The following is a 19,588-nucleotide window of genomic DNA, read 5'->3' as shown; positions in this document are numbered from 1 at the left end:
TCCCACGCACAAGACCAGTCCAATTAATCTCAATACGTACTGAGAGTCAACGTGGTGTCTATGGGAGAAGGGGTTCATATTAATCAAAAGCCACCATCTGGAACGAAGAGTACACCGTCATGATGACACATCTGTGTCTGGGTGGACGGCGATTCGTGTGAGGGCTTTTACGATTAAGTTAGGATGGCACTGGCAAGCAGCAACGTCCTAGACTCAACTCATCAGGTGGAGTAATTATGGCGGAATATCAAAAGATTGAATATCGGATTGGCAAAGACGGCAAAATTCAAGAACAAGTCCTCAATGCCTCTGGTTCTAGTTGTACGAGTACGACAGTAGGACTTGAGCAGGCACTTGGCGAAGTGGAATCTCAAGAATTCCTGCCAGAGTATTACGAGGGTGAAGAAAACATAACCGTTGAAGAAAACCAATCCCTGACTCAGAGGTAAATGGCTGGTGAACGGTGGCGACCCTAATTTATTCTGGTTTGGTTGCCTCCTGTGGTTGGGAGGCACTGGACTGGTTTTAAGCTTGTTTGCTTCTGGCGCACAGACACAATCAAAGTCTTCTAGTCCCTCTGATGCAAGCGAAATCGAACAGTTGCGGCAACAATGCCTGCGATTACGCGAAGAATTGCAGCAGCAAGCCAACCAACTGCGAATTGATGAGCGAGACTCTGCCTTTGAGCAATTACAAACCTTACTCACCAACTATCCTACTGCCCGGATGATGGCTCAAGCCAAGGCGGATTTGCCTGCCAAAAATTTGGTGGCGCTGTTCACCCCACTGGAGAATTTGCTCAAAAGTTGGGAATATGAACCCATTGGTACGCCTTGGGAGCAGGTGCCTTACAATCCCCAATGGCATCAACCGGATACGGATGATATGGAGGAGGGAGAATTGGTTTACATTCGGTTTGTGGGCTATCGGGATGGAGAACGCATCCTTTGTCCGGCTAAAGTCAGCCGCACTCTTCCTCCAGGAATCCAACCGGAAAACTGAATCCCTATGACCGTTTTTAACGTTCTATTATGACCACTGTTGCCATAGATTTCGGCACCAGCAACACTGTTGTCAGTTTGTTAGAACCCGACACCAAAGCCCCAAGAACTTTGAGGCTTAACCCAATCTCGCGTTCGTTTAAGCTGACAATCGCGGGCGGAGAAACCCAGGAAGTGCCTGTGGTGCCGACTTTAGTCTTTGTCAAAGACTCAGAACAGCTAGTGGTGGGAGAGCCAGTGCGATCACAACGATTGGGACAGGCTCAACCCCAGCGCTTGTTTAAAGGTTTTAAACGGGATTTAGCCGCTGACTTTCAACCGCCACCGCGTCAAATAGGCGATCGCATCTACTCGGCTGAAACTGTTTCGGAAAGTTTTCTCCAGGCCATCTGGCAACAGCTTCAAGCTCAAAAAATTCAACCTGATCAGGTAATTTTTACGGTACCCGTCGGCGCATTTGAACGTTATCTCGATTGGTTTCGTAACATTGGCGATCGCTTGGGTGTTTCCCAGGTTCAACTCGTTGATGAATCAACGGCTGCTGCTTTAGGTTATGCCGTACAACGTCCTGGTTCAGTTGTGTTAGTGGTTGATTTTGGAGGAGGGACTCTCGACCTCAGCTTAGTTCGTACTGTTACAGAATCCAGCATTCAAAATCCCAACTTTCCTGAGCAAGGGGGGAACTCCAAAACCCAAAATTCCTTGCGTGCTCAAGTGATTGCAAAATCTGATGCTTACGTGGGGGGTGAGGATATTGATACTTGGATTGTTGAAGATTACCTGCGGAAATTGGGTTCATCACGCGCTGAGGTTGGGGAAGTCGGTTGGCAGAATTTGTTAGAAATTGCAGAACGGCTGAAAATCCGACTTTCCAGAGAAAACGAGGTAAAAGAAAGTTGGTTAGATGAAGAAACATTCATGTCCTATGACTTGCAACTGAGTCGGGACGATTTAGAAGACATTCTGGAAAATCGACAACTGCTGGAACAACTACGCGGCGCGTTGGATGAGGTACTGAGAATTGCCCTGACAAAAGGCATCAGTAAAGGGGAAATTGAACAAGTGTTGTTGGTGGGGGGTAGTTGCTTAATTCCCGCTGTACAACAATTGATCAGTTCCTACTTTGGACGTTCAAGGGTGAAGTTAGATAAACCCTTTGATGCTGTGGCACATGGGGCTTTGGCTCTAACCCAGTTGGTGCAGATGGAAGATTATCTGCGCCACAGTTATGCCATCCGCCTCTGGGAACCGTATAGCAAAACCTATTCCTATTTCACGCTGTTTGAGTCAGGACTCAAGTATCCCTGTCAGCGCCCAGAACCTCTGGTGTTACAAGTGGCAATTGAAGGACAACGAGAACTTCGTCTGGATATTGGGGAAGTGGCTCAAATGACGCAAGCGGAGGTAACCTATGATGCTCAAGGGCGGATGACGAGTAGCCAGTTGCGGCAACAGGAGGAGTATCGCTCATTGGAAAGCCACCATCAGCAGGTTTGTGTGGCACACCTCGATCCACCGGGGGAGGTGGGCGTTGACCGGATTTCGGTGCAGTTTGAAGTGGATACCCAGCGGATGTTGTTGGCGACGGTGAAGGATTTGTTAACGGGGAGGGTGTTGGTGGATAAGGGTGCGATCGCGCTTTTGGAGTAGTTGGGTTTTTTGAGAGGGCGATCGCTGTTTCTCCCTATCTATTCCCTCCGTGCCCTCTGCGCCTCGGTGGTTCGTTCCCTCTCAGCCCTATGGCAAAATAAGACAAGGCTCGTCTTCATATAGTGTTCCCCCATGACAGCAACAACTCCCACCCAGCAAACCCAATACGACCCCAAAACTACCGAAGCCAAGTGGCAGAAATACTGGGAAGAACACCAAACCTTCAAAGCAGAACCCAATCACCAAGGCGAACCCTACTCCATCGTGATTCCGCCGCCCAACGTCACGGGCAGCTTACACATGGGTCATGCCTTCGAGAGTGCCCTAATTGATACCCTCGTTCGCTACCACCGCATGAAAGGGCGCAATACCTTGTGGCTACCGGGCACCGACCACGCCAGTATTGCAGTGCATACCATGCTGGAAAAGCAACTGAAAAAAGAGGGCACAACCCGCAAAGCATTAGGACGCGAACAGTTTCTCGAACGCGCTTGGCAGTGGAAGAAAGACTCAGAAGGAACAATTGTTAACCAACTGCGACGCCTAGGTGTATCCGTCGATTGGTCGCGGGAACGATTCACCATGGATGAGGGCTTATCCAAAGCCGTGATCAAAGCTTTTGTCAGTCTTTATGAAGAAGGCTTAATTTACCGGGGCGAGTACTTGGTGAACTGGTGTCCTGCCACCCAATCGGCTGTTTCAGACGTAGAGGTGGAAAACCAAGAAGTAAACGGAAATCTCTGGCATTTCCGCTATCCCCTCAGCGATGGCAGTGGTTCTGTGGAAGTGGCGACCACTCGACCTGAAACCATGCTGGGCGATACGGCAGTTGCTGTGAATCCGAATGATGAGCGCTACAAGCATTTAATTGGCAAGACGCTAACCCTGCCGATTATGGGGCGGGAGATTCCGATTATTGCGGATGAGTTAGTTGACCCAGAGTTTGGCACCGGTTGCGTGAAGGTGACACCCGCCCATGACCCGAATGACTTCCAAATGGGTCAGCGTCACAATCTGCCCTTCATCAACATTATGAATAAGGATGGCACCCTCAACGAAAATGCGGGGTCATACCAAGGGCAAGACCGTTTTGAAGCCCGGAAGAATGTGGTGAACCAGTTAGAGGCTGAAGGCTTTTTGGTGAAGGTGGAGGATTATAAGCATACAGTTCCGTATAGCGATCGCGGCAAAGTCCCTATCGAACCTCTCCTCTCTACCCAGTGGTTTGTCAAAATTCGCCCTATGGCTGACAAGGGTTTAGGCTTCCTCGACCAGCAGCATTCACCCGTGTTTGTGCCAGAACGCTGGACAAAGGTTTACCGGGATTGGTTAGTGAAGTTAGAAGATTGGTGTATTTCCCGCCAACTGTGGTGGGGACACCAAATTCCGGCTTGGTATGCGGTGAGTGAAACGGATGGAGAAATTACAGACCATACTCCTTTTGTTGTTGCCTCTAATGAGGAGGAAGCCCAAGAAAAGGCTATTGCACAATTTGGCGAAAGTGTCAAGATAAAACAAGACCCAGATGTGCTGGATACGTGGTTTTCCTCAGGATTATGGCCTTTCTCCACAATGGGTTGGCCTGACCAAACAGCGGACTTAAAGACCTACTATCCTACTACCACCCTAGTGACTGGCTTTGACATCATTTTCTTCTGGGTTGCGCGGATGACGATGATGGGAGCGCATTTCACGGGTGAGATGCCGTTTAACACGGTTTACATCCACGGCTTAGTGCGGGATGAGAACAACAAGAAAATGTCCAAAACTTCAGGTAATGGCATTGACCCCTTATTGCTGATCGATAAGTATGGGACTGACGCTCTGCGCTATACCTTGGTTAAGGAAGTGGCTGGGGCGGGTCAAGATATCCGCTTGGAGTACAACCGCAAGACAGATGAGTCGGCGTCGGTGGAGGCATCGCGCAATTTTGCCAACAAACTGTGGAATGCGTCCCGGTTTGTGATGATGAATCTGGATGGTAAGACGCCTGAGGAGCTGGGTACTCCCCTGGAAGCGGGGGTCGAGGCTTTGGAGTTGAGCGATCGCTGGATTCTCTCGCGCTTCTATCAAGTGGTGCGTCAAAGCAATGATGCTCTGGACAACTACAGCATGGGAGAAGCGGCGAAGGGACTCTATGATTTCATCTGGGGGGACTTCTGCGACTGGTACATTGAAATGGTCAAATCGCGGTTGCGTGAGGATGCTTCTTCCGCGTCGCGAAAAGTTGCTCAAGCGACTCTCGCCTATGTGTTAGAAGGTATTCTCAAACTGCTTCATCCCTTTATGCCTCACATCACTGAAGAGATTTGGCATACCCTGACGCAAAAATCAGATCAGGCTTTAGCCCTGCAATCTTATCCAGAAGTGGGGGATATAGAAGGGACGAACTGGAGTGAGCCAGTCTCGCTGGAAACCCAAACGCGATCGCCTTTACCCGCCCCAACAGCCGAAAGTGCCAAAACTGAGCTGGAAGAGATGGCAAGTGCTAGCGATTCGGGGGCATTATCTCGCCTGAATTCATCGTTGAGTCAATCGCCGTCAATCGGGAATCAAGTTGCCAAAGTTTTGTCTGAATTGCCTGATCAAATAGGCAAGTTTTTCAATCAATACCAACGGCCTATGATTGTGGTTGCCCTGTTGCTGGTCACAATCATTACTCTCAAAGTGGCGTTAGCAGCCGTCAGCGCCATCAATAGTTTCCCCATCCTACAACCGACATTTGAAATTGTTGGCATAGGATACACGATATGGTTTGCTTACCGCTATTTGCTCACTGTTGCGAAGCGGCAAGAGTTGGGGGCTGCAACTGTTGCGCTTAAAGAACAAGTGATTGGCAACAGAGAACCCAAACGAGTGCCAAGACTGACACAAGAGGACACAAGAAGCTCCCCAGCCTTAATCTGTGCGTCAACTTCTGTGATTGATCCACAACTGGAGCAACAGTTTGAGCTGCTGATTGGTACAATTCGCACAATCCGCAACCTCCGGGCAGAGGCAGAGATTAAACCCGGTGTGAAGGTGACGGTGATTCTGCAAAGTAGTAGTGATGAAGAACGTCAAATCTTGGAAGCAGGGCAGTCTTATATTAAAGATTTGGCAAAAGTGGAAAGTTTGACGATTACTCCAGCCTTGGAGCAAGAACTCAAGGCAACGATGGCGGGTGTCGTCGGTACGGTTCAAGTGCTGATGCCCCTGGAAGGCGTTGTGGATTTCGACGCTCTGCGTGCGAAGTTAGAACGAGATTTAGGTAAAGTAGAAGCGGAAGCTAAATCGCTGTCCGGGCGTCTGGCTAATCAAAACTTTGTCAGCAAAGCTCCGGCAGACGTTGTGCAGGGTGCGAAAGAGGCTTTGGCAGAAGCTGAAAAACAAGCGGAAATTTTACGCGATCGCCTTTCTCAGATATAGAGATGTGATTGATGTGATGAGATCCGGTCTTGAGTGTCTCTAACCTCCTAATGAACAAGAACAAACGCCAATGCTACACCTAGCCCAAGTACAAAACAATGACAGTGCAGGGGGGGTGGAACTGCAATTACTAGCCCGCCAAAACCCTGAACACACCTGGGCTGTAATCAACCCGGAAAGTATTCCACTGACTAACAGCAAATCTCTGAACGAAGGTTTGTTGATTTTGGTAGATCTTTCTGAAAACCGCGAAATTCTGAGCATTCACCAAGCTAAAGACTGGGTGTTGGATTTTGTACAAAAGTACCTGACTATTGAGGTTAGCCCAACCTTTTTACAGGAAGAGGCGGAACGGGTTGAACAGTGGCGGCAAGACTTAACCTTGCAAAGTCAGGATTTGACTCGTCGAAATCTGGAGTTGGAAGCGCGTCGCGAACAACTCCAAACGTTGGAAGAAGAGTTGAAACAGGAAAAGCAGCAACTTCAAGTTCTGGAAGAAGAGTTGAAGCAGGAAAAACAAAAACTGGAGGAGCGCCAACAGGAGTTGGACTCCAGCAATGGCGATTCCTAAGTAATGCTTTCAACGGCGAGAGTGGGAGATGGGGAGGCAGTAGGAGAGTAGAGATTCCTGTGTAAACTCGCCAGGAAAGGAACCTCGTATTTTTACTTCCCCTGCCATCTATAGGATTGCTCAAGACGCTCAGGCTAAGGAAGAGGGTGAAGGAGAATGTTTGGTGGCCAAAACGTTCGACAGTGCTCCATGCGGTTCACCTAAAAGTACGACCGAGCAAGTGAGTTGTGTCACCAATGGGGTCGTTACTTCACCAATCGCTAAGCCATCTGCACCCACTCGACGGCGTAGCGATCGCAAAACCACTAAATCCTGACCCTGAGAAGCCCTCAGAATCGCTTGTGTCACATTCTCCTGGGGAATAATTTCAACGTCAGTCGGCGGCGGATTGGACGATAGTTGAGAGGCAATCAGCGATAACTGAGAACGAGTCCAGGCAATCTTGGTCTGTGGGGTTCTGGGGTCGCAGACGTGGATCAATGTCACCTGAGCTTGATTGACCTGAGCCAAAATCTGAGCAAAGCGCACCGGTCGTATCGCCGAGGCGGATAAGTTTTCCACAGGTACTAGAATCCGCCGAATTTTCAGGGGGGAATCCAAAAGCCGTGCCACTGCCACTAGACAGTGGGCTGACCACAAAACACTATCCGTCACATTACCAAACAAGCGGGCACGAAACCCTAGCCTTCCACCCCAACCCAGCACAATCATACTGGCATCTTGTTCTCGACTCGCATGAGTAATGGCTGGAGCAATGTCGTACTCAATTCGCAGTTGCGGTGATGCCTCAACGCCCAATTCCCGACTCAACTCTTGTGCTCGGTCAAGCAACATCTGGCTTCGCTGGACAGCTTTATCCATTTCTGGGTCATCCATGCGAACCTGAGCCTGCGCGATCGCCAACGGTACAATGCGACCCCTTTCGTGCCGTGCCAACAACGTTGCCATTTCCATCAAGTACCGTTCGGTTTGAGGATTGGAGACTGGTACCACAACGGTAAAGTCACCCGTCTTTTTGGTAAAGTCACCCGTCTTTTTCGGCTGTACTGGAAGGTCTAACGGCTCGATAGCATCCGCGAGAATTGTTGCCTCTGGGGTGAGTTGAGCCGCCGATCGTGCCGTAATCAACGGCCCCAGAATCGATGTCACCAGCATCATTAAGATCACACTATTGAGGACGGATTCACTGAGAATCTTCTGCTGGTATCCAACCAGGGTTGCCGCCAGAGTTGCCGCCACTTGGGGTAAAGATAGTGACCACATCGTCAGCAATTGCTGTTGATTGTAGTGAAAGACCAGCTTGATGATATAGGCTGCAACAAACTTACTCCCGATCAACCCGCCGATAATCGCCAGTGTTAGCCCAAAAGAGGACAGGGTTTTGATGAAAGAATTTAAATCGAGCAGCAAGCCCATATCCACAAAAAAGATCGGGATAAACAGGACGCTGCCAATAAACTCGACCTTTTCCTTAACCGGTCCATCCCCGACAACATCGTTTACGGCTAAACCGGCGAGGAAGGCTCCAACTATTTTTTCCACTCCCACTAGCTGCGCTCCTACGGCAGCGAGGAACACCGCTAGCAGCACAAACAAGAATTGATTGCCTTGGTCACCTTTAGTGCGCCGGAAAAATGCTTTCCCCAGCCAGTCAAAGCCAAATAGGACGGCGAGTGAATAGATAGTTATCGATATCAGCAAAACCGCTAAGCTGGTCGCTGTAAAGTTTCCTTTGTTAACACCGACACAAATGGCTAGAACCATCAAAGCGCCAATATCTGTAAAAATCGTGGCACCAATTGTGACGGTGACGGCTTCATCGTTGACAACACCCAGACGCTGAACAATCGGATAGGCAAGAAGCGTATGGGACGCCAGTAGAGAGCCAATCAAAATAGACGCATTCCAATCAAAGCCGCCAACCAGACGACCGACTAGGGTGCCGGTAATTAACGGTACGAGGAACGTCGTGCTTCCAAATGCCAGGGAGCGATTTTTAGTTTTGCGGAACTGCGCGAGGTCAATTTCTAGCCCTGCGACAAACATCAGATAAATTTTTCCGATGTCTGAGAGCAGAATCATCGTCTCAGATTTGTTGTTGAGTAAGTTCAGTCCACTCGAACCTAGTAAAACCCCTGCTGCCAGCAAACCCACTAATCCAGGCAGCCGCAGTCGCTCAAATACCGGAGGCACCAATAAAATGACCGCTAAAAGGAGCGCAAAGGAAACAACGGGTTCCTTCAGAGATTCTGTAATTGATTCCATAAGCACCGCGCTAGGAGGTAGATGGTTGGCGTAGCTGATGACTGAACTGAGACGGGGATTACTCCAAAACAGTTGTGCCTCTCAGGTTTCTTGCAGCATTAAAGGCTATGAAATTTTAACTATAAATCTTGGTTATAACTTCTTTCTATGGAGAGAATTAGGCTTTTCTAGGCGACGGCGACCCTCTAGGGTAATCAAGACAGAGCGATCGCTCTCTCGTCCCCATATACTATTTTTTTGAGTTATTAATTGATTACCAGTGAATTTGGCTCAAAATATACCGTAAGCGGTCATAATCATCCTTGAGTAAGATGCTCAACGTTCGTCCGGCTTTCACCAACCAATCACGGTCAGCCTTGCGTAATTGATAAACCTCTCGAATCGCCGCAGCAATTAAGGCTTCCACGGGCGCTCCATTCACTTGCAACAGTGTTCGCAAGAAATCCAACTGCTCACTGAAATGAATTATTTCTTCGGGTTGGCATTGGTAGACCGCTTGATGAATTTGCGGCGGACGGGGGGGAAGATACTGATAGGCGGGGCTGCTGAGATACTTAGAACCGTTGCTCCCCTCGGTTGGCGGCATAAATCCCACAATTGCCGCACGGAACTCTGTTTTGAGCATGGCAAAAATTTGAGGCTGCTGCTCGCGCAATTCTTCCAGTGACAACCCCAAAGCTCTAGCTCGATGAACCGAATCAATCGGACTGGTGGTGGCATAATAAACCACAGCTAGGACTTGATTTCCTGACTCTTCATCCACAGACCTCACCCAGCTCCCAAAGGGAGGCATCACCGGAAAGCTTAAATCTTCCGGCTCCAAGCACTGAGCCAAAAACTCTGTTGTTGCTGTTTCGATCACCTCAGCAATGTGATGATCGGGGCGATCGCCAAGTGAAAACTGGGGTAGAGGAAGACGCATAGGAAGTATGAAGGATATTCGGCGTAGCCGTTGCCGCAAACTAGGATGAAGTTGATGATCGGTCAAAGCTTCAGGAATGACTCAACTGATCTGAAAGGATTAACTTTCTTTTCATACTTCATCCTTGATACTTCATCCTTTATTTGCCCTTTTTCCCTGTTGTGAGTTCGACAGCTTCTAATTCAGAGAGTTGGAACGTGATTAACTTGTCCCAGTTGCCTCCTTCAAATAAGACAGCCGCTTTCCCATCACTCACTCGTTGGACGAGTCCCTGGTAGTGGTAGTAGATGTCGTTAGCATTAATGACGCGAACAATGGAGCCTGGAAGAATCATGAATCTCTACAAATTGAGTTTGTATTAATAGCTTACTAGGAGTCATTGGTCACTGGTCATTGATAAGAACTATGCTCTAATGACGAATGACGAATGACTGATAACTAAAACTTTAATCGAGGTCGATGATTGGCTACCGATTGAACCAACCCAAGGCCGAGAAAGTTCGCCACCAGAGCCGATCGCCCATAACTGAGTAAGGGCAGCGGAATCCCGGTAATTGGAGCCACACCAATATTCATCCCGATGTTAACGATGGTCTGAAACACAATCATGGATAGGACTCCAATGGCGATCAGAGAGCCAAAATTGTCCTTGGCATTCTGAGCAATAATCACCAAGCGCAGGCAGAGGAACCAGAAGGCGAGTAGGACGCATAAGCAGCCGATGAAACCGAGTTCTTCCCCAATCGCCGAGAAGATGAAGTCAGTATGCTGTTCGGGGATAAAGCGGAGTTGGGTTTGGGTGCCTTGGTGAAGTCCTCTTCCCCAAATCCCACCCGCTCCAATCGCAATCTTAGATTGGATCAGGTGATATCCGCCTCCCAGAGGGTCTTGATCTGGGTCTAAAAATAGCAGCAAGCGAGCTTTTTGATAATCCTTTAACAGCCCCCATAACATATGCCCTAAACCACCTGAAACCGCATTCACGGCTAAGGCTCCTAAGGCTCCTAATATCGGCCAAGGGAAACTGCGCCAGCCAATATAAACCATCCCGCCGACCCAGAAGAACCAAGCCGGCAAAAAGGCGTTGAATACAATCGCCGAAATCACAGGAGAAATCATCAGTAACAGCCAACCGGGATTGGCATTGCCCCAGTAGAGCATCCCCATCGTAATAGAACCAAACACTAGAGAGGTTCCTAGGTTAGGTTCCAAAAAGACCAAGAGCCAGGGAACGGCTGCTACACCTAAGACTCTCAAAACAGCCATCAAGGTTGACGCGGGTTCTGAGTGAAGAATCGCCGCCAGACTAATAATCAACCCAATTTTGGCAAATTCAGAGGGTTGAACTTGGAAGCCCAAGATGCCGATCCACCGTTGAGCACCGTTGGCACTAGTACCAAGGAACATTACCGCGATTAAACCGACAAGCGTGATGGCATAAACAACCCAATGCCATTGGATCAAGAGTTCGTAGCGCCAGCGTGAGATCGTTAGGATGATGGCTAGCCCAATACCGCCAATAATCCAATGCCACCACCAGTCCGTCTGCCCATTATTCAGTTCAGCACTGCGAATCATCACCCCGCCAAGACCGGTGAGACCTATGGTTAAGCCTAACAGGGGCCAGTCTAATTGCTGCCAGGGTGCCAGGAACGACTTCCAGCGCATCCCAACGTGCGTACCAAATAGTGATCGTTGCAACATAAAGCTCGTGAAGATTCTTATTGTTAGCAATTAGCTCTGCTTAAGTCTGAGTGTCAGGAATTTTAGAAAAGATTTTCGGATGAAGGCTGAAGGATGCAAAGGGTTGCTCTCGAAAAGTACTTCTTCGCTGACGACAAAGAGGAAATTTACGGCTCGCTACATTTCACACTTGATACTTCATCCTTCACACTAAAGACTTCAAGGGCTGCTGAGAGCAGCGACTGAGACTTTGGCAGCAATCTGGGATGCGATCGCCACTAATGCCTTAGCCGATGCTGAATCGGGTTCGCCCACCACCACTGGCACTCCGGCATCACCTCCTTGCCTCAGGGAAATTTCGAGGGGAATACATCCTAATAGGGGAACATTTAACTCCTTGGAGGTCTTCTCGCCCCCCCCGGAGCCAAACAGATCGTAATGCCGATCCGGTAGGTCGGGTGGAATAAAGTAACTCATATTTTCTACTATGCCCAACACCGATACTCCCATCTGCTGGAACATCTTCAATCCTCGGCGGGAGTCCAACAGCGCCACAGTTTGCGGCGTTGTCACAATCACGGCTCCAGCCATGGGTACCGCCTGCACGATCGTTAACTGGGCGTCTCCAGTTCCAGGTGGCATATCCACAATCAGATAATCCAATTCACCCCAATTGACCTGGTAGAGGAACTGGCGAATAATACCATTCAACATTGGCCCTCGCCAAATGACGGGCTGGTCGGGGTCAATTAAAAAGCCCATGGAAACTAATTTGACGCCATGGTTAAAGGCCGGTTCCAATACCTCGCCTTTAGCACCTTGCTGCACCATCACCTTGGCGTCTTTTAACCCCAGCATCGCTGGTGCATTGGGGCCATAAATATCCGCGTCGAGTAAACCGACTTTGGCACCCGCCTGTGCGAGAGCAACCGCGACATTCACGGCGACAGTACTCTTCCCGACGCCACCTTTACCACTGGAAATCGCCAGAATATTTTTTACCCCATCAATGCCTGTGCGATCGGGCAGGGATTTTTGCTGAGGCGTCTCGGCGGTGACATCCACCAGGACTTTTTCGACACCGGGTAATTGCTTAACGGCTTTCTGGCAATCTTCAACAATAAATTCCCGTAAGGGGCAAGCCGGGGTTGTCAATACTAAGGTAAAGCTAACCGTGCCATTGTCGATTGTGACATTCCGGATCATATTCAATTCCACCAAACTCTTGCGGAGTTCCGGGTCTTGAACGGGTCGTAATACGTCTAGAACTGAACTAGCATCGAGCATATTAGATTTATATTCCTTGCCTCAGCGATCAAGTCTGGAGCCAATTCGTTAGGGATTCTTCATAGATCTTAAGGGTTCGTTGCTCAATTGATAGGTTTCGTTGAGTACTAGATGGATTGTTTTGACTCATGCATTGACTTTGAAGCCCTTAATGATCATCGTCTGGCATCCAATGCGCTGTGGCAAAATTAAAGCAACCCTCTTCACTTCATGGATCAGCAATGGCTTGGACTCCGGGGCAAGTATTGCAAGGCGGCAAGTACACCATTGAACACCGACTAGGACAAGGTGGCTTTGGTATTACCTATCTGGCCCAGAACAAAAGAGGCCATCGGGTTGTGATTAAAATTCTTAAGGATATAGAGCCAAACAGTCCTGATTTTGATAAGCGCCAGCAAGATTTTGTCAACCAGGCACTACGCTTGAAGGGATGTCAGCATCCTCACATTGTTGAAGTTTACGAGCTGATCAAAGAGGGTCATCTGTGGGGCATCGTCATGGAGTATATCGCAGGGGAAACTCTAGCCCATTGCGGTATTCTTTCAGAATATGAAGCGTTGCACTACATTGAGCAAATTGGTGAGGCACTGACTCTGGTTCATCAAAATCGCCTGCTGCATCGAGATGTGAAGCCGCAAAATATTATGGTACGAGCTGATCAGTCTGAAGCGGTTTTAATTGATTTCGGCATTGCGCGAGAGTTTATTCCCGACTTAACCCTGACTCATACTACCCATTTGACACCCACTTATGCACCACCGGAGCAGTATAACAGTCGTGATCGATGGAGTCCTTGTACAGATGTTTATGCTTTAGCCGCAACGCTGTACAGACTGCTGACAGGAACACCCCCTACAAGTTCAGTATCGAGAATTATCGGTTCGACGTTAACGCCGCCACAACAACTTAACCCCAGTATTAGTGATGCGGTTAATGGGGCTATTCTGCAAGGTATGGATTTAAAGCCAGAGAACCGTCCTCAGTCGGTACAAGAGTGGTTGACCTTGCTACGAGAACCGCGCCTTTCTAACATTATTCATGTGCCTCAAGTCGATGATTTGACCAAAGATGTGAGGGTAGATTACAGGAATCTGCGGGAACTGTTGGCATCTGGACGGTGGCAAGAAGCAGATCGTGAAACGACAGATCTCATGCTTAATATAGTCGAGCGACAAGCTGAAGGTTGGCTCAAACTCGAAGACATTCATACCTTTCCCTGTACTGAGCTATGTGCGATCGACCAGCTTTGGGTAAACTACAGCAAAGGTCGCTTCGGTTTCAGTGTCCATGAGCGCATCTGGCAAAGTGTCAGGAGCCAGTTTCCCAAACAGCAAGATAAGCCATCAAGGGGAGATGGTTATGAAACTTACAAAAAGTTTGGTAGCTGCGTTGGTTGGTATGTGGAAGCCAAAGACTACTGGTTAAATAATGATGAACTGAGTTTCACCTTAGATGCTCCACCTGGACATCTCCCCTCTGGGAAAAAATGGACGATGAAGAGAATTAAAGGCAAAAGTGGGGAGTTGAGGATGGGGAGAGGTTGGTGCTTAGGTGGGGGAGTTTCTTCACTCACGTCAAGATTGGTCGAATGTCAGCTCTCACGAACATGAAACACTGCCGCACTTTTAAATCGAAATCCTACATTTGACGTGAGGTTGAACCCTAAACTTTTTCTACATTCAGTCAGGAATCTTCAATTAAAGCGTAGAAAATTTCTGAACAGTTAGGGACTCACATCTCGTCTGGACTGCTATTTGCCAGCGCGATCGCTCTCAACACTTTGAAACATGGTCGAAGCGATCGCGCCAATAACAGGGAGATAAATGAAGTAAAAACTAACTCTTACAATCTGAGGAAGCTAACTAAAACCTACACCCAACAAGCTTCCAGCCGAGCGTAAAAATCACTTCTGACTCCCCAAAAATTTAACTGATCGAACTTCATCAATTTACCACTCGCCAAGCTTGGGAGATGACCCACCGGTGCCCAAGTTAAGGAAAAACTGAGGTCTTCATATTTTTTCCATTTAGTCAGTAACATCAGGCGACTGCGTTCACGCCACCCCACCCTTAGACCAAATTCTTCGTAAAGTGCATTATCATATTGACCAAATTCGCCTCCGATGCCCCGCCAGATTTCTTTTTGTACGCTGAAGCCGAATTGTCCACTACTATACTTGACCCAAAGCTGATCGATGGTTTGCAGATCAGTACAGGGGAAATTTTCAATGGAATCGATATTCAGATATCCTTCTGTCTCCCGATGAACAGCCTTGAGTATGACGGTCAACGTTTCCTTATCCGCTTCTTCCCATTCTCCGGCTTTTAATAAATCCCGCAATCTCGTGTAATCAATCTCTGAATCAGAACTGAGGTCATCAGGTGCCTCTGGATCAATGCTTATGCCAAATGTTTTCTGTTTCTTAATTAAAGTTTGTGTGACTACATTCGATGTTTCGCCTAGACGCTCATAGTTTTCAACGATTTTGAAATACTTGGATTCAATTTTGCGATACTCTGCCTCTGGGTCATTGTTGAGGTCTTGGTTCAATAAAAGAGTGAGCAAGATATCAAATTCTTTTTCATCCAGAATCATATCTGGCTCGATTTGAGGCTTAATTTCCTTGACTTTGCTTTTAGCATAGTTATGCCATTCTCGCAGGTAAATTAAACCAACTCCATCTCGGTCTGCTGCACCTGTCTCAAGCCCTTCTACTAAGTATTGAGTATACAAAGAAAGGCTTGCTCCTCCTTGATAAAAAGCCTTTTGTGTATATGTGGAAGAGGTAAGAATCGCTCGCCCTGTAGCGCCTAATTCTTTATTAAGATTGACACTCAAACTTTCTGTCTTTTCACCCTCATCCAGAGTGGCATTGTAGCAACAGTCAAAAATCACGATTTGTCGCTTGGCATCGCAAACTGTCAGTTCCTGTTGTACCAAACTCCCCGGTACCGCCGTTGCTGGTAAGTCCTCTTTATCTGTGGTTTTGGTCGTAAAATAGAGATGTCTCTCCTGATCAATCAAGACGTGACCAGAAAAAAATAGCAGTGCTAAGTCATTCACACCACATTTGGCAAATACCTGCTGAATTGCCTTTTGCATTGCTCCCGGATCGGGATTGAGTAGCGACTCAACCTGGTCAAAACCACCCAGGTTCGGGTCTTGCAAAACTCGTTGCATGGCTGCTACATTATTGGCTGCCTCCGAATGTGGAGGTATCTGAGTTCCGCATTCACTCACCCCAATCAGCACTGCGACCTTCTTAGGCATTTGCTCCTCCAAATGATTAGCAATATTTACATTTTCACGCTTTTCAATTTCAAATCAGGATAAAAATTCATCAATTGAATGATGTAGGAATAAATATTTTTTTTCAGATATTAATCAGATTACTGAGAAAAAGCATAGTTAAGGACAATAGGATCTGATTGGCATCTTAGAGATGGGGTTTGCAGAACAACCCGTTTTGAGCATGACATTCAGCTATAGGATAGATAATAATTCAAGGCTAAAAACAATTTTCCGGATAATGATTATAAATAGCACAAAGGCTTCGCTAATCTGGATTAACTAGGTGCAAGAATTCCCGCAAAGCTTAGCCTGGTTTACCTCTGAAGATAGAAGCGCTGAGTTTATTGATATGGTTTATTGACGCTTGCTTGATCTAAAATAAAGCAAGCAAAAGCTTGTTAAACAGTACATCTGTACGGATAAACTTCAAACTTAGTCCACTGGCGTAGCCATTGGCTCCAATCCTGTTAAACTACGGCTTTATTCCAAAGCCAATACCCATAGCTGTAGTAGCCGTTAAAGAGCAGTCACACTCAAGTTAGCATTTGGGTGGAATAAAAGACCTACTGGGTTCATCAAAAATAAGTTATAATCTCCACCAGTAATCTAAATCAGACCACGAATCAGTGACGGATCACCCCCTACAACCCATCCCACAATATTGCGAATTTCCGGGTAAGACAAAAACTTAGCAATCTGACCGGAATTGAGTTCAAGTTGCTGGAAACTTGGGAATAGCTTTGTCCCGTCTTTGGAAATAATACTACCTGGGATGTTGTACTGGTTGCTGTCTTTAATGACAATGCTACCTGTGCCATCACTTGTGGGAGTGATGGATTGAGCGAGTACAGAGGGAAAATCATGAAGCAACAAGACTTCTAAAGAATTGCTCCAGTCAAGACAATCCTGAAAGACAACCTGCAAAAGCGCCAGTAGTAGATTTCATTGTTAGATGTCTGATTTGTTCAGGAAAATTCCGGAGATAGAGATAAATCCCCTGGGTCTAGAGTTAATCTCTTAGTTCTGAAACCGCCAAAACATGAAGGTAAGTTAATACTTAACTTCGTAAGCACACTTACCCGTTTAACTGAGAATAATCTCTCCGATGAGTTATTACGAAACTTTAAACAGTTATTGGGTCGAGAAAATCTTCCAATAAGAGGTTTTCACTTTAGCCCAATTCAGCTATTAATCAAAATTGCGTTTCCATCTGGAAAACTTCCATGCCTCTTTCATCAAAGTCTTCTACCTTGGCGGGTCTTTCTCTAATCGCTACCCTATTCCTACTCGTAGCCGCCTACACTCAATATACTCGTGATCAGGCTAGAGGAATCAATTCCCAGCCATCCCCTCTAACCGCTTCATCTGACTTTAATTCTAAGTTAGGTTCCCGGCTTACGGCTGAAGCCAACCCAGAACTGGCTTGGTTTAACTTAACTGATTGGATGTACTTGCTGAACCGCAGTGATCCCCAGTCTCCCGAAGGAGTTTTAGCGCATGTCGTTGCTTCTATTTTTACGAGAGATACAGGCGCACTGGCGAGCAAAATGGGGAAGTCGTCGATACACTTTGGATTAGATCCATGGTTAACTGAAAAAGGTAAACAAAGTAAGAAAAAATTGGCAAGTTTAGATACATCTTCTCCTTGGCCTAATACACTAACAGTAGCCAAAGCAGAATCGTCAATAAATGGAAAGAAGTATACTTACTGGCTCAGAGGAACCGCACGAACTTCTGAACCTGGAGTCTTTTACCCCATTGAATTTTCGATCCAACTTGTTAAGGATACTCAAGGGAAATGGTTAGTGGATGATTTTGAGGTCATCCCTCAATCATGGGAGCGATGATCCAGGAAATCTACGGGCAAGAGAAATCTAGTCTGATTCAGCAATTATTGGGTTAACCCATGAGCCTTCTCCCCATCCTTCAATCGGGATACATCCAAATTAATCCAACCTGACAAAAGCTTTCAAGGTCAAAGCTACAAAAATACAGCCAAGAGTATATCAGCCGGAAGATAGAGATCCTTATTACCAATAAGTACTTAAGTAGAGTAAAATTCACGCAGGTAACGCCGGGACAAGGTGTTGAGAACAGTTATTAGCGTGAATGAGTCATCATAAATAACGGCTCATCGATATTCTGGAGTAGACAATTTATGAACTGACCACTAGCAGCTTTCAAGGACGCCATTTGCAGGGATGCTAGAAGAGGGTGAGGAGCGTATCTTTTCGTATCAGCCACAAAAGTACAAAGCACAACCCAGCTATTGACCAGCTGGGTTTTCTTTATAAGGTATAAAATACGCTGTTTTGAAACGCCAAAGAATCCAGAAGCTTGAATTTCAGATAGCCTAAAGTAGTCTATGGCTAGAGATTGATATTAGTCTGGGGCTACACCGCGAATATTATACAGCGATTGATTGGGAGGAGTGTTTTAGTTATCGCGTTTGAGGTGTTAGCGACAACCCGCCTTGCCCAGAAACCTAAGCGTGTTAGGCTATTCTCTGGCGCTGTAATCTGCGAACGGTGTAATTTAAGGGGTATTGACCTGAAGAGCCGTGATTTAAGTCGTGACTTTCTCAGAAGTTGTGATTTAACTCGTGCCATACTCACTCAAGCGAATCTTAGTCATACTGATTCTAATCCTAAACTTTAAAGCCCTAAATTTGGGATGAATTCGTTCCTATGGTGTTAACTCAGCGAGGTTGACTGCATTCACTTTTACTTTTATCAATGTTTAATTCAGATTTGTGCGCTCGCTCGTTTCCCGACAAACCATTTTTCATTGATTGGTTTACGTTTATTTGGTTTAATAAACCGCTGTTTATCGCTTTCAGTTGTTTGTGTTTATTGGGCATTTACTGGGCTATTCAACATATACGATGGAAACGTCAGTTAAATCGTATGAGAATCGTTTTAGGGCTTATAGGGTTTACGGTTGCTTCCTTGGTCATATTTTTTGTTCTCGACAAAGCACTACTACGTTTTCTGCCGTCTGATTTCACTACACGAACCGATGCGATTGTCGTCTTAGGACGAGGCCCTCTCTTTAATGAAACCCGAATTGAGCGTAGTACTGAACTTTGGCAAGCCAAACAAGCACCCATAATTTTTGTAAGTGGTAGAGGTGATTCTCTGGACATCATGGAGCAACTCGAAGCCAAAGGCATTCCTAAGACTGCGTTAGATGGTGAAAATTGTTCTCTAACCACCCAGGAAAATGCTGCCTTCACGGCAGCCCTATTACAAGCACGAGGGATTCGTCAAATTGTTTTGATTACTGACTGGCCTCATATGTGGCGTTCCCTACTAGTGTTTCGCGCCTATGGGTTTAAAGTCATTGCCCAAACTAGCGAAATACCTTTTTATTTTGGGGGGCTAAGGGCAAGGTTTTTTCTCCGATTAAGAGAGTACACAGCGTTAGTTAGCTATGGTTTGCGAGGATAGTATTTTCCCAATCGTTCACCTGAGTTGAACAGTCCTGGTCTCCAAGATTTGCTAGAGCAAG

Annotated in this window: 15 protein-coding genes; 8 read left to right on the top strand and 7 right to left on the bottom strand. The window is 46.9% G+C overall.

The genetic code is table 11. The features are described from left to right. The first annotated feature begins 236 nt into the window (after window positions 1-236). From NDI48_09615 to NDI48_09595, 5 genes are all read left to right on the top strand, one after another. Window positions 237-449, top strand: coding sequence for a DUF2997 domain-containing protein (locus NDI48_09615; protein ID MEP0831465.1), 213 nt, complete (start codon window positions 237-239; stop codon window positions 447-449). 7 nt (window positions 450-456) lie between these two features. Then, window positions 457-1,002 (top strand): molecular chaperone GrpE, encoded by a 546-nt coding sequence (locus NDI48_09610; protein ID MEP0831464.1) that lies wholly within the window; start codon window positions 457-459, stop codon window positions 1,000-1,002. 29 nt (window positions 1,003-1,031) lie between these two features. Next, on the top strand, window positions 1,032-2,651 hold the full coding sequence (locus tag NDI48_09605; GenBank protein MEP0831463.1) for an Hsp70 family protein: 1,620 nt from the start codon (window positions 1,032-1,034) through the stop codon (window positions 2,649-2,651). Between the two features lie 132 nt (window positions 2,652-2,783). Next, complete coding sequence (locus tag NDI48_09600; protein MEP0831462.1) at window positions 2,784-6,059, top strand: valine--tRNA ligase; 3,276 nt, start codon at window positions 2,784-2,786, stop codon at window positions 6,057-6,059. 70 nt (window positions 6,060-6,129) lie between these two features. Next, window positions 6,130-6,630 carry a hypothetical protein gene (locus NDI48_09595; GenBank protein MEP0831461.1) on the top strand — a complete coding sequence of 167 codons (501 nt, stop codon included), beginning with the start codon at window positions 6,130-6,132 and terminating at the stop codon, window positions 6,628-6,630. 129 nt (window positions 6,631-6,759) lie between these two features. Here the strand turns inward: NDI48_09595 and NDI48_09590 are convergent, their stop codons facing one another. From NDI48_09590 to NDI48_09570, 5 genes are all read right to left on the bottom strand, one after another. After that, window positions 6,760-8,895: a cation:proton antiporter gene (locus NDI48_09590; GenBank protein MEP0831460.1), complete on the bottom strand. Its 2,136-nt coding sequence runs from the start codon at window positions 8,893-8,895 to the stop codon at window positions 6,760-6,762. A gap of 253 nt (window positions 8,896-9,148) precedes the next feature. Beyond that, window positions 9,149-9,817 carry a hypothetical protein gene (locus NDI48_09585; GenBank protein ID MEP0831459.1) on the bottom strand — a complete coding sequence of 223 codons (669 nt, stop codon included), beginning with the start codon at window positions 9,815-9,817 and terminating at the stop codon, window positions 9,149-9,151. A 139-nt stretch (window positions 9,818-9,956) separates the two neighbouring features. Then, the gene (locus tag NDI48_09580; protein MEP0831458.1) at window positions 9,957-10,151 is read right to left on the bottom strand and encodes an NAD(P)H dehydrogenase subunit NdhS; all 195 of its coding nucleotides are present in this window, start codon (window positions 10,149-10,151) and stop codon (window positions 9,957-9,959) included. Between the two features lie 104 nt (window positions 10,152-10,255). Then, window positions 10,256-11,521: a rod shape-determining protein RodA gene (rodA, locus tag NDI48_09575; GenBank protein MEP0831457.1), complete on the bottom strand. Its 1,266-nt coding sequence runs from the start codon at window positions 11,519-11,521 to the stop codon at window positions 10,256-10,258. 198 nt (window positions 11,522-11,719) lie between these two features. Continuing rightward, a complete protein-coding gene (locus tag NDI48_09570) occupies window positions 11,720-12,787 on the bottom strand; it encodes an Mrp/NBP35 family ATP-binding protein (GenBank protein ID MEP0831456.1) in 1,068 nt (355 codons plus the stop codon). Between the two features lie 221 nt (window positions 12,788-13,008). Here NDI48_09570 and NDI48_09565 point away from each other — a divergent pair, with 221 nt between their 5' ends. After that, window positions 13,009-14,397, top strand: coding sequence for a serine/threonine-protein kinase (locus tag NDI48_09565; protein MEP0831455.1), 1,389 nt, complete (start codon window positions 13,009-13,011; stop codon window positions 14,395-14,397). Window positions 14,398-14,656: 259 nt separating this feature from the next. Here NDI48_09565 and NDI48_09560 read toward each other — a convergent pair whose 3' ends face one another. Both NDI48_09560 and NDI48_09555 read right to left on the bottom strand, forming a co-directional pair. Continuing rightward, a complete protein-coding gene (locus NDI48_09560; GenBank protein ID MEP0831454.1) occupies window positions 14,657-16,057 on the bottom strand; it encodes a GUN4 domain-containing protein in 1,401 nt (466 codons plus the stop codon). Window positions 16,058-16,684: 627 nt separating this feature from the next. Beyond that, window positions 16,685-17,002: a hypothetical protein gene (locus tag NDI48_09555; protein ID MEP0831453.1), complete on the bottom strand. Its 318-nt coding sequence runs from the start codon at window positions 17,000-17,002 to the stop codon at window positions 16,685-16,687. 299 nt (window positions 17,003-17,301) lie between these two features. On the opposite strand from NDI48_09555, the gene NDI48_09550 reads away from it, so the two are divergent. Next, the gene (locus NDI48_09550) at window positions 17,302-17,925 is read left to right on the top strand and encodes a hypothetical protein (GenBank protein ID MEP0831452.1); all 624 of its coding nucleotides are present in this window, start codon (window positions 17,302-17,304) and stop codon (window positions 17,923-17,925) included. A gap of 1,059 nt (window positions 17,926-18,984) precedes the next feature. Then, the gene (locus tag NDI48_09545) at window positions 18,985-19,527 is read left to right on the top strand and encodes a YdcF family protein (protein ID MEP0831451.1); all 543 of its coding nucleotides are present in this window, start codon (window positions 18,985-18,987) and stop codon (window positions 19,525-19,527) included. Window positions 19,528-19,588: the final 61 nt, after the last annotated feature.

It is taken from the genome of Microcoleus sp. AS-A8, assembly GCA_039962225.1.
GTDB lineage: Bacteria > Cyanobacteriota > Cyanobacteriia > Cyanobacteriales > Coleofasciculaceae > Allocoleopsis.
This window is presented reverse-complemented; position numbering and strand designations above follow the sequence as displayed.